The sequence below is a fragment of the Bacillus sp. IT-79MI2 genome, from assembly GCF_949768135.1.
Classification (GTDB): Bacteria; Bacillota; Bacilli; order Bacillales; family Bacillaceae_G; genus Bacillus_A; species Bacillus_A pseudomycoides.
Genome location: NZ_CATKPV010000128.1, coordinates 49,260 through 61,472, shown reverse-complemented (window position 1 = coordinate 61,472; position 12,213 = coordinate 49,260). Strand labels below are relative to the sequence as shown.

The window sequence follows — 12,213 nt, the reverse complement described above, 5'->3', positions numbered from 1 at the left end:
CACGATGTCTAGTAAAACACTCGCAAACTTTTTGGAAGAAAATTTAGAGGATTTAAAAGCAAAGGGGCTTTATAACGTAATTGATCCGCTAGAAAGTTCAAATGGACCAATCATTACAATTGGCGGGAAAGAATATATTAACTTATCTTCAAATAACTATCTTGGTTTAGCAACAGACAATCGTCTGCAAGACGCAGCGATTGGTGCAATTCATAAATATGGTGTTGGTGCAGGGGCGGTTCGTACAATTAATGGTACTCTTGATTTGCATATCAAATTAGAAGAAACAATTGCAAAGTTTAAACATACAGAAGCAGCGATTGCATATCAATCAGGATTTAACTGTAATATGGCAGCGATTTCAGCTGTTATGGATAAAAATGATGCGATTCTTTCTGATGAATTAAACCATGCGTCTATTATTGACGGTAGCCGTTTATCGAAAGCAAAAATTATCGTTTATAAACATTCTGATATGGAAGATTTACGCAAAAAAGCAATCGAAGCGAAAGAATCCGGTCTTTATAATAAATTAATGGTTATTACAGATGGCGTTTTCTCAATGGATGGTGATGTTGCGAAACTACCAGAAATCGTTGAGATTGCAGAAGAGTTAGATTTAATGACATATGTAGATGATGCACATGGTTCAGGCGTACTTGGACAAGGTGCAGGGACTGTAAAACATTTTGGTCTTTCTGATAAGGTAGATTTCCAAATTGGTACATTATCAAAAGCAATTGGGGTAATTGGAGGATATGTAGCAGGGAAGCAAAACCTAATTGATTGGTTAAAAGTTCGTTCACGTCCATTCTTGTTCTCAACAGCTTTAACACCAGCGGATGCGGCGGCTTGTATGAGGTCTATTGAAATTTTAATGGAAAGTACAGAACTACATGACCGTTTATGGGAAAATGGCCGTTATTTAAAACAAGGTTTAAAAGAGCTAGGCTTTAACATTGGAGAAAGTGAAACACCAATTACACCTTGTATTATTGGCGATGAAGTATTAACACAAGAGTTTAGTAAACGTTTAAATGAAGAAGGCGTATACGCAAAATCAATTGTGTTCCCAACTGTAGCAAAAGGAACAGGTCGTGTTCGTAACATGCCAACAGCGGCTCATACGAAAGAGATGCTTGATGAAGCAATTCGTAAGTATGAAAAAGTGGGAAAAGAAATGGGAATCATTTAACACAATTACATCTTTTGAAAGCTTGCAAATGAGGAGTGGGGAAAATGAAAAAAATTCTAGTAACCGGTTCTTTAGGGCAAATTGGTTCTGAACTTGTAATGAAACTTCGCGATGTATACGGTGCATCAAACGTTATTGCGACAGATATTCGTGAAACAGATAGTGATGTTGTAAAATCTGGTCCATTTGAAACATTAGATGTAACTGATGGTCAGAAACTACATGATATTGCGAAACGGAATGAAGTGGATACAATTATTCATTTAGCAGCTTTACTTTCAGCGACTGCAGAAAAAAATCCGCTATTTGCTTGGAATTTAAATATGGGTGGACTTGTAAATGCATTAGAAGCGGCACGTGAACTTGACTGTAAATTTTTCACGCCAAGTTCTATTGGTGCATTTGGTCCAACAACGCCAAAAGATAATACACCGCAAGATACAATCCAGCGTCCTACTACGATGTATGGGGTAAACAAAGTAGCAGGAGAATTATTATGTGATTATTATCATCAAAAATTTGGCGTTGATACGCGCGGTGTACGTTTCCCAGGTTTAATTTCTTATGTAGCTCCTCCAGGAGGCGGTACAACTGATTATGCAGTTGAAATTTATTATGAAGCAATTAAAAAAGGTGCTTACACCTCTTACATTGCGGAAGGCACATACATGGATATGATGTATATGCCAGATGCACTGCAAGCAATTGTTTCATTAATGGAAGCAGATCCAAGTAAGTTGATACATCGTAACGCTTTTAATATTACCGCAATGAGCTTCGAGCCAGAACAAATTGCAGCAGCAATTCGCAAGCATATTCCGACGTTTACAATGGATTATGCTGTGGATCCAGCTCGTCAAACCATTGCTAACAGCTGGCCAAACTCAATTGATGCAACAGCAGCGAAAGAAGAGTGGGGCTTTAAAGCGGAGTATGATTTAGATAAAATGACAGCTGATATGCTGGCCAAGTTAAAAAAAAAGTTAACAGCTGAGTTAGTACTTAGTTAATGAAGGGAACCGATTCGATTGAATCGGTTCTTTTTGTCAGCATACCTAAACTTAGTCTAGGGAAGAAATGAGTTTTCTCGTTATATAGACTTTACCTTATTCGTATCTAGACTTCCTGATTCGGCGCTAGCTTCAGGATATTGTTGTTCCGTTTCTTCATATTGTTTTTCATATTTGTAGCTAAGTGCTTTATGCGCTTTTTGATCTTTCTCCCAAGGAGTCGATTTTCCTAACTTTCTGTTAGTGGAAGAACCGTAAGGACCCTCAGGAAACTCTTCGGGAATGACATATTGATGTCTTGCTTCAGCAGCTGTAACATCCGTATATTGTTCATCCTTTTTTTGGGACAAATGAAACATCCTTTCAAATATATTTGATAGTAGACTTCTTCCTTAATATACCCAAAAAGATTTCTATGAATTTTTCATTTCCTTTTATCAGCGCTTTTTCAAATATATACATATATCGAGGGTTCGACAAATTACAACTAAAAAACAGGAGCAAAATCAGCTCCTGTTTCCTATTCAATCGTCTTCAGCAATAATTTCTTCAATAACGGCTTAATCTTTAAGCGTAAATCTTCAGCGTGGTTTGCAACTAAGAAATGATGGTTATAAATATTTTTCATCAATTGATATGTCGCTTCTTTTGCCTCGCCTTCTTCGATAAAGATACCGATGACTTCCATACCGCTTTTACGAGCGAGTTTAACAGCTTCATGTGTGTCTAAAATACCATCTTGTTGGTAGTCTAAAGCAGATGGTTCACCGTCTGTAAATACGAGTAGGAATTTATGTTTTTCTGGTCTTTTTGCAAGTTTTTCTGAAACGATGCGGATAATGTAACCGTCACGATTGTCTTCTTCTTCGCGAAGTTGCATAATTTCTGGTCCAACGTTTGGAAGCGTTGAGTTTTGGTATGTTACAACTTCATGAATTACGTTTGGTTTATCTTCTGGTGTCGCACTAGAAGCATCTTCCCAGAATCCACTAATTGCATGTGGAATTTTTAATGATTTTAATGCTTCATGGAATAGAACAACACTTTTCTTCGTTTCTTCCATTTTGTTATACATAGAACCAGAGCAGTCGACTAATAGTTGAAAGGCAACGTCAAGTTCTTGTGATTCTTGTCCCTTTTTATAAAACATGCGCGGCTGTTTTTCTGTATAAATACGAAGGAATTTCTTACGAAGTCTTCCGTAATATTTATCACTATTTGCGTTTGTTTTATTTTCGATCGTCTTCTCAATGATTTTCTTTAACTCTTTTACATCTTTATTAACGACAGATTTAATGGCTTGATAATCTTTTTTATCATCAGGATTTGGCTTGCGTGCTTCTTTAAATGTATGAGAGGCACCAACATTATATTTACCGTATATGCCTTCATTTTGACTAGAAGCATGGGAGGCTCTTGCTTCTTCTGTATCAGCACCATCAAAGTTAGATTGCGTACTTTTTTGAGAAGTCCCTTGTACAGAACCAAGTGCTTGATCGCCATCTTCTGATTCACGAGCAGTATCACCCATCATATTTGTTTTTGTTCCGCTTTCTAATTCAAAGCGTAAAAAGTTCTCGTTTTCGTTATTTTTATTTTCACGATGCCATGTCGAGAAGCTTTCATTAATTTTATTTTTATTCTCATCATCTACGATTTGAGTATCATCATTTGCTAAATCTTCTACGCGCCCATCTTTTTCTTCTGCAATAACAGATAAATAGAGCGGCGCATGTCCAAAGTAGTTATTAATCATATCATTTTCAAGAAAACCTTCTAAGCGATAACGGATTTTTTCAACAATATACATTGTATCTTCCGTATTACGAGCCTGGAATGCTTCATGTAAAATAGCTTCAATTTGCTCGAAATATTCATTGTTGAACATTTCATATTTATCGCTCGTTAATGAAAGATAACATAAACAAAATAGACGATCACCGTGATAATTACGAACGCGGTTTATTTCATTTTGTGAGCCGAAGTAATTACGATACATTTCTTTTCGGCGCTTAAAAATATGTTTTGTGCCAGGACGTAAGCTTTTCACGATTTCCTCAACACGTAAATCTTCTAATAAAACAAATAATTGTGTTAAAAACTTTTTAAGAGGAGATTCTTGTAATTCAATTGCATAAGAGCGAATTAAAGTCATGTCCGAGTAATGTTTATTACCAAGTGCTTTTAAAAACACTTCGCTTTTTAATCCGATTACGGTATCTTCTTCTTTTCGATCATCCCAAAAGTGACTAATGACAACCTTTTTTTCTATTTCGTCGTAGTATGCTTTATAGCCATACTCAAGGTAGGCATCGTCTTCTTTTAGAAGGGCATACATTAAATTTTCCATTTGAAGAAACAGCGACGTATCAATTTTTTTGTCACTAAAAATTTGTCTCATGAATTATCCCTCAAAAAAGTAGCTTTCTGCTAATTCGCGGACAGTCATTTGTTCTGTTTCATCATTTAATTTTGCAATAATGCTTCGCTCAATTGCGCGCATAACAGGAATATATACGCCTAAATCACATGCGTCGATAATTCCGCGAATACTTGCTGCTTCTTCACTTACGCGTCCATCACGAGCAAGTGGCATGAGGTCACTTGCGAATGCCACAAACTTTTCAATTGTTGCAATGTCTTTCAATTTTGATTCGGATAATAATAGTTCTTTTAATGTATCGCCTTGAATATAAGGAACTTCAATGATAACAAAACGGTTTTTTAATGCTTCATTTAATTCACTTGTTCCAACATAACCTTCGTTGATTGCAGCAATTACACGGTATTCTTCATCACCATATACAACTTGCTGTGTAAATGGATTTGTAATCATTTTACGGTAATCCAATGCACCGTGAAGAAGTGGAAGTGTTTCAGGTTTTGCCATATTAATTTCATCGATATATAGGAAATGCCCATTTTTCATTGCTTTCATAAGAGGACCGTCAACGAAGGAAACTTCAGATGCCCCGTCTTTTGTTTTTAATGTATTGTATCCTAAAATACCTTCCACATCTAAATCAACCGAACAGTTAATACTGTGCATTGGTTTTTGGAATAAGGAAGAGAGAGTTTCTGCAAGGACTGTTTTTCCGCTTCCGGTTGGTCCCTTCAGTAGAATATTTTTACCAAGCAGAAGTGCTGTAATTGCATCTTCAATAATGCTATTATCCGATGCTTTGTACATTTTTGTTCCAATTAAATGTGTATTTTCACCAGCTGCTTGCTTATTTTTGTCGTGAATCGTTGCTAATTGCTGTTTTAAATCAGCATGTATATGAAATTGTTCTAACATGTATTTCCCACCTAACATTATTTTCATAAAGTAAACAATACATCTTATGATAACTTGTTTTAATATGGTATGCAAAGAAAAGGAGAGGAGGAGGAATGTGCCATAATAAAAGAAAAAAAGTAACCAAATTTATTTTGATTACTTTTTTTGTAATTATAATAAAGGTGATATGAGACGCATTAGGGATTCCAGTATACGTTTTCGAATACTTCTTTTTTGAAATGATTTCCATCTAATTTCAGTTGAATGCTTAAAATCTTCTTCAAAATCATGTTTAATATCAAGAACTGTCTTGGATTCATAAAGTACGCTAATGATTTCATAATTTAGTTCAAAGCTGCGGACATCCATATTTGCTGTGCCAATTGTTGCAATTTTATCATCAACAAGTACAATTTTAGCGTGCATAAAACCATCTTTATAGCTGTAAATTGAAGCTCCTGCTTTTAGGAGTGGTGTAAAGTATGATTGAGATGCTTGATCACTAATGATGCTATCACTTTTACCTGGATATAGAATGCGGACATCTATTCCAGCTATTGCACTTAAACGTAGTAATGTTAATGTTTCTTGATCAGGGATGAAGTAGGGTGTTGCAATCCAAATTGATTTCTTGGCAGAACCTATAACAGCAAGTAAAGTATTGCGAATGCTTGTATCATCTGAACTTGGTCCACTTGCTACAATTTGAACAGCACCTTCTGCATGAGAATTTTCTTTACCCGGAAAGTATTTTGTATTCATAAATTGATCCCAAGAATAAGTATTTAAACCACTAGAGGCATAGAGCCAATCCTCTAGAAATATTGCCTGTAATTTGTACAATGCTTTTCCTTCTATTCTTAAGTGGCTATCACGCCAAATTGGGAATTTTTTGGAACGACCAAGATATTCATCGCCAACGTTGAGTCCACCTGTAAAACCAATCTCTCCGTCTACAATGACAATTTTACGATGGTTACGATAATTTACTGTTTCAAGTAGCCATGATGAAAGAATGGGATCAAATTCCACAACCTCAATTCCTGCATCTTTCATGGGCTGTAAGAAACGATTTCGTAATGAATTGCTTCCGAGTCCATCATAAAGAAAGCGTACGGTTACACCGGATTTTGCTTTCTTTATTAATGCATCTCGAATTTTTGTACCGATTTCATCTGCTCGATAAATGTAGTATTGAATATGTATATGATGTGTAGCATTTTCAATAACTTGTATAATGTCTGTAAAGGTTTGATCCCCATTTGTTAAGAGTTTTGTTGTTGTATTATTGGCAACAGGACCACCACCGAATTTTTGTACAACCTGTGTTAAATAAGTAGAGCGCTCACTTAATGAGGAAGTGAATGATAAATCTAGACGCTTTCCTTCTAAAATCTCACGGAATAATTTTCTTTGCTCTTCTGAACGATGTAGATGCTTCTTTCTTCTCCAGCGACTTCGGCCAAAAAGAGAATACAAAAGTACACCGACAACAGGAAGAAGTGCTAATACTAAAAACCATGCTAACGTACTTTGCGGGGAACGGTTTTCAATAAAAATAACGAAGGAAATTCCTACTATTGTGATAGACCATAGTACGCCGACAAAAGTGTATAGTGAGATAATAGATGTATCCATAAGTAACAGAACGATGGATACAAGTGTAAATACAAATAATAATTGAACGATAGGATTTTTCATCTGTATACATTTCACCTATTCTTTCTTAAATATAGGATTCTTATATGGAAGCTGTAATCTAACATTTCTATTATAAAACGTTTTATTTTTTTGTACCAATCTAGACATTTTGCCCATGTCTTCCGCATTTGTCCTACATAAGGTATATTGTTCCATTTTTTGTATAAAAAGGAGTGTGAATGACATGAACGGAGTAAGTCGTCCGTTTGGTGGGTTTGGTTATGGTGGATATGGTTATCCATATTACTCAGATTATCCATACTATACGGATTATCAGGACTATCCTTATTATTCATACAGCACATATTGATGAACGCGGAAGAACAAGTACTCATGTTTTCCTCATTTGTTCTGCGTATAGTAGTAAATAATCAGTATAAAAGGAGATGAAGATAAAATGCATGACATAAGAAATCATGGAGGATATCATCACAATCATCATAGCGGTCATCATCATGGTGGCGGATGGGGAGGAAGCACATTTTTTCCAGGAAGTTTTGCGGGTGGTTTGGTAGGGGGACTTACAGCAGGAGCTTTAACGAGCGGTGGCGGATATTACCCAGCACCATATCCGGTATCCTATCCAGCGCCATATCCAGTATCTTACCCAGCAACCTATCCAGCGCAGTATCCATATCCTCCATATGGGGGATTTTAATAAAAGACGTAGGTAAGCATACAAAAAACTATGGTAAAAAACAGACTATTGCAGTCTGTTTTTTTATTTTTATGAAGTCTATCATATGGAGCAACATAAAAGTAATTAATAATTATTTAGAAATAAAAGAAGCTGTCAGCGAACAATCCAGTGTATTTGGAGGGTTCTCACAGCTTCTTTTGTATTCGTATTAGCTTGCTTTGTTATTTGGTTGTTCTGAAACGGGAGTAGACGAATTTTTCATCAAAATGGGATAAAGAATAAGTCCTAATACAAATAATCCAATTCCTAAGAAAAATGTTTTTAAATCAGCTGTTCCAGTTTTAATAACCCAAAGAGAATATAGAAATGCAAGTACGGTAATGATTCCATCTTTTACTCGAGATCCTGGTGTTATATCGTATGTTTCCCCTGTAACAACTAGTTTTAATTGATACAAGGTAGAAACAAGGTATGGAATTAAATAGGCTAAAGTTGCAACAACAATGGCAAAATTATATGCTTCTGAAACAGTGCCAGAGATTGTTGAAAATAAGAAAATTTGAGTCATAATATTTGTAACAAGCAATGATTTTGAAGGGCTTCCTTTTTTATTTGTTCTTCCAAAAAACTTAGGGAAAAGTCCATTCTTCGCTGCTTGATAAGGTACTTCTGAACTAACAACAATCCACCCTACAGTAGATCCGAATAATGATACAAGTGCAAGTAGTGCCATAATGTAAGCACCTTTATTACCAATTGCTAGGTTTAGTGCATCCACCAATGGTTTTTGTGATTCTTTTAAGGCATCTTGCGGAAGAGCACCCATTGTAAGTAGGGTAATTGCCATGTAAATAAGAAGTGCAATAATTAATCCAAAGATCGTTGCTTTTTTCACATCACGCTGTGATTTTGCGCGATTAGACAGCATAACTGCTGACTCAATTCCTATAAATGCCCAAAGAGTTGCAATAGCAGCAGCATTTACTTGTCCGCCTAATGGAATCGATTTTCCAGCCTCATTCATAAATGTTTGGCCATCACCAAAATTAGAGGCGTTAAAAATAAATAATGTAATGACGATGAACATTGTAAATCCGATAATCTTTGCAATCGTTGCAAGGAGATTCATGTTGCCCGCTCTATCGATGTTTTGAGAAAGGATATATTGAATTCCCCATAGCATGATGCTACATATAGCAAATGTTAAACCTTTTCCAAGTTCTAGTGAAAACCCGTTTAGTGAAAAAAGAACTTGCTTACTTTGTAAAACTGGGAAGAATGTAGACAAATATCCTGCAAATGAAATAATAACAGAAGCTGTTGCAGCCCAGTTAGCAGCCCAATATCCCCATGCCATACTATATCCAGCAACTTTACCTGCCTTTTGAGAGGTAAACATTGCTTGTGCGTAACTTTGTGGGCCAGCTTTTAACTCCGGTTTACGCACTGCAAGGTTTCCAAATACAAGTGCAATCATAAATACACCAAGTCCTGTAATCGTCCATGCAAGTGTCGATCCCATCGGACCTGATATTCGCGCTAAATTTGCTGGGAGCATAAATACGCCACCGCCAACCATATTTCCCACAACAAATGCTGTTAAAATCCATAAACCCCATTTTTTCGTTTCCATGTTTGTCTATCTCCTTTGTAGTAGTTTTGCTTATTCATCATCTTTTTACTAACGTTTTTTGAAAATAAAAAAGAGCCATGTAGATAAAAAATACCTACATGGCTCTTTGCCAAAGCGTAGGTACAATGGGAATAACCCTTGTACCTACGCGTGAATTTTTCCGCTAGGTTTCAAGGGTTTACGTATGATGATGATGTTTTTGTGCAAATGTAACTACAGTTGTATTATTTGTAAGCATAGTTCTTTGCTCCCTTTCTCCTCTGATTTTGAAGTTAGTATACTACATGTTTTTTAGAATGAAAAGAAAAATATGAAAAAAATTTATAAAAATGCGGATTGATGATTAAATATTTATATAGATATTTCTTGTACTGGAAAATAAGTGAGAGATTGGAATGATTTTATGTCATGCTATAATACAAGTAGAAATAGAAGGTGACAAGGGGTTATTCAAAATGATGAGTAAGTATGAACAAATCTATACGGAGATAAGTGATTCAATTGATAATCGTAAATTAAAAGAGGGATGTAAAATCCCATCTGAAACAGAATTGATGAAGCAGTATGAAGCAAGTAGAGGGACGGTAAGGAAAGCAGTCGATTTATTACAGGAACGTGGATATGTACAGAAAATACATGGCAAAGGCGTTTTTGTTTTAAAGCGAAAAAATATTGAATTTAACTTTGGTGGTATTGTGAGTTTTCAAGAGGAAAATGAACGTTTAGGGCGCCAATGTATAACAAGTGTTGTAGAGATGGAACAATTTTTAGTACTGAAAGAAATAGCTAAATTATTAAATGTAAAGACGAAAACGAAGGTAGATCATATTAAACGTGTTCGAAATATTGATGGGGAAAACGTGATTCTAGATGTAAACTATTTCGTATCTGAACATATTCCTGGATTAACGAAAGAAATTGCTGAGAAATCGATTTATAAATACATTGAGAAGGAATTAGGATTACATATTAGTTATGCACAGCGTGTTATTGAAGTGCAACCTTGTACAGATGATGATCGGAATTATTTGGATTTGAATGGAACAGATTATGTTGTTGTTGTAAAAAACTTTACGCATCTTTATGATGGTAGTCAATTTGAATATACAGAATCACGTCACCGTTTAGATATTTTTCATTTTTCTGATGTGGCGCGGAGAAAATAAAGAGATGAAACAGTGCAGTGTTTCATCTCTTTATTTTGTATATTTTGAGACCAAATGAAAAAAATTCCACCAACTCGTATATACGAGTGTTGACTAACTTATATATACCAGTTAATATGTATTTGTAAACGGTATCAAAAAAAGAAAAGAGGGACGGAATATGGGGAAGGATTATCGTAAGACAGCAGAAGAAGTGCTGCAATATATTGGTGGGAAAGAAAATATTGAACAAGCAGCGCACTGTGTAACAAGACTACGCATCGCTTTGAAGGATGAAAGTAAAATAGATAGCGAAAAACTGCAAGCGGTTTCTTTAGTGAAAGGTGCGTTTCATAACGCTGGGGTATTTCAAATCGTTATTGGTCCAGGAGATGTAGATCGTGTATACGCTGAATTGATAACGCTTGCAGGTATGGAAGAATCCACGGTAGCAGATGTAAAAGATTCAGGGAATCAAAAATTGAATCCGCTTCAAAAGTTTGTCAAAGTATTTTCTGACGTATTTATGCCGATTTTACCGGCGATTATAACAGCTGGTTTATTAATGGGAATTAATAACTTATTAGGTGCAAAGGATTTATTTTTTGATGGCAAAAATTTATTAGAAGTATACCCAAACTTAGGGGGACTGTGGGATTTAATTAATATGATGGCCAATACGGCATTCGTATTCTTACCAGCACTTGTTGGCTGGTCGGCAACGAAACGTTTTGGCGGCAGTCCGATACTTGGGATTGTTATGGGACTTATGTTAGTACATCCTGATTTATTAAATGCATGGAATTATGGAAAAGCAGCTGCAGGGCTAGATGGACAAAAAATTGAGTACTTCAATATTTTAGGATTGTTCCAAATTGAAAAAGTAGGCTATCAAGGACAAATTTTACCGATTTTAGTAGCGGCATTTGTCTTAAGTAAAGTTGAGATTTTCCTTAAGAAACGTGTACCAAATGCGATTCAATTATTAGTTGTTCCGATTACAACAATTGTTGTAACTGGTGTATTAGCGTTAGGAGTTATTGGTCCAATTACACGTCATATCGGTGATTTATTAACAGCTGGTTTAGTTGGTGTATACGAAACAGTTCCTGCTTTGGGAGCAGTATTATTTGGCGCATTGTATGCACCGTTAGTCATTACGGGGATGCATCATATGTTTATTGCGATTGATTTACAGTTAATTTCGCAAAGTGGTGGTACATTTATTTGGCCAATGATTGCACTTTCTAACATTGCGCAAGGTAGTGCAGCGCTTGCAATGTTTTGGATTTCCAAAAATCAAAATGATAAAAGTATGGCGTCTACATCAGCAATTTCGGCGTACTTCGGTATTACGGAGCCAGCGATGTTTGGTGTAAACTTACGAAATAAATTTCCGTTTTATGCAGCTATTACGGGATCGGCGATTGCAGCAGTGTTTATCACGTTAAATGGTGTATTAGCGCCAGCTATCGGAATTGGCGGGTTACCAGCATTTATTTCTATCATTCCGAAATCGATTCCAATGTTTGTTGTTGGTATGGTAATTGCGGTAGTGGTTCCATTTGTTTTAACATGGTTATTTGCAAAACGAGTAAAACAGAAGTAG

General features: G+C 35.8%; 10 protein-coding genes and 1 pseudogene. 6 read left to right on the top strand and 5 right to left on the bottom strand.

Going from position 1 to position 12,213, the window contains the following annotated elements:
• Nucleotides 1-4 precede the first annotated feature (4 nt).
• Both ACM6HU_RS26725 and ACM6HU_RS26720 read left to right on the top strand, forming a co-directional pair.
• Nucleotides 5-1,195 (top strand): glycine C-acetyltransferase, encoded by a 1,191-nt coding sequence (locus ACM6HU_RS26725; RefSeq protein WP_414848533.1) that lies wholly within the window; start codon nt 5-7, stop codon nt 1,193-1,195.
• 35 nt (nt 1,196-1,230) lie between these two features.
• A complete protein-coding gene (locus ACM6HU_RS26720; protein WP_170927954.1) occupies nt 1,231-2,205 on the top strand; it encodes an L-threonine 3-dehydrogenase in 975 nt (324 codons plus the stop codon).
• A gap of 80 nt (nt 2,206-2,285) precedes the next feature.
• Here ACM6HU_RS26720 and ACM6HU_RS26715 read toward each other — a convergent pair whose 3' ends face one another.
• The 4 genes from ACM6HU_RS26715 to ACM6HU_RS26700 form a co-directional block, all read right to left on the bottom strand.
• Nucleotides 2,286-2,564, bottom strand: a complete 279-nt coding sequence (locus ACM6HU_RS26715; RefSeq protein WP_414848532.1) for a hypothetical protein — start codon at nt 2,562-2,564, stop codon at nt 2,286-2,288.
• 161 nt (nt 2,565-2,725) lie between these two features.
• Nucleotides 2,726-4,606, bottom strand: coding sequence for a vWA domain-containing protein (locus tag ACM6HU_RS26710; RefSeq protein ID WP_414848531.1), 1,881 nt, complete (start codon nt 4,604-4,606; stop codon nt 2,726-2,728).
• 3 nt (nt 4,607-4,609) lie between these two features.
• Nucleotides 4,610-5,503, bottom strand: a complete 894-nt coding sequence (locus ACM6HU_RS26705) for an AAA family ATPase (RefSeq protein WP_414848530.1) — start codon at nt 5,501-5,503, stop codon at nt 4,610-4,612.
• 153 nt (nt 5,504-5,656) lie between these two features.
• Nucleotides 5,657-7,186 carry a cardiolipin synthase gene (locus ACM6HU_RS26700; RefSeq protein ID WP_016113094.1) on the bottom strand — a complete coding sequence of 510 codons (1,530 nt, stop codon included), beginning with the start codon at nt 7,184-7,186 and terminating at the stop codon, nt 5,657-5,659.
• A gap of 63 nt (nt 7,187-7,249) precedes the next feature.
• Between ACM6HU_RS26700 and ACM6HU_RS26695 the strand changes: the two are divergent.
• Both ACM6HU_RS26695 and ACM6HU_RS26690 read left to right on the top strand, forming a co-directional pair.
• Nucleotides 7,250-7,496 (top strand): annotated as a pseudogene (locus tag ACM6HU_RS26695) (hypothetical protein).
• Between the two features lie 87 nt (nt 7,497-7,583).
• On the top strand, nt 7,584-7,844 hold the full coding sequence (locus ACM6HU_RS26690) for a hypothetical protein (protein ID WP_088094304.1): 261 nt from the start codon (nt 7,584-7,586) through the stop codon (nt 7,842-7,844).
• A gap of 190 nt (nt 7,845-8,034) precedes the next feature.
• On the opposite strand, the gene ACM6HU_RS26685 is transcribed toward ACM6HU_RS26690, so the two are convergent.
• Nucleotides 8,035-9,459, bottom strand: a complete 1,425-nt coding sequence (locus ACM6HU_RS26685; RefSeq protein ID WP_016113097.1) for an amino acid permease — start codon at nt 9,457-9,459, stop codon at nt 8,035-8,037.
• A gap of 455 nt (nt 9,460-9,914) precedes the next feature.
• On the opposite strand from ACM6HU_RS26685, the gene treR reads away from it, so the two are divergent.
• Both treR and treP read left to right on the top strand, forming a co-directional pair.
• Nucleotides 9,915-10,625, top strand: coding sequence for a trehalose operon repressor (gene treR, locus ACM6HU_RS26680; RefSeq protein WP_033670999.1), 711 nt, complete (start codon nt 9,915-9,917; stop codon nt 10,623-10,625).
• A gap of 160 nt (nt 10,626-10,785) precedes the next feature.
• Nucleotides 10,786-12,213, top strand: a complete 1,428-nt coding sequence (treP, locus tag ACM6HU_RS26675; RefSeq protein WP_016113099.1) for a PTS system trehalose-specific EIIBC component — start codon at nt 10,786-10,788, stop codon at nt 12,211-12,213.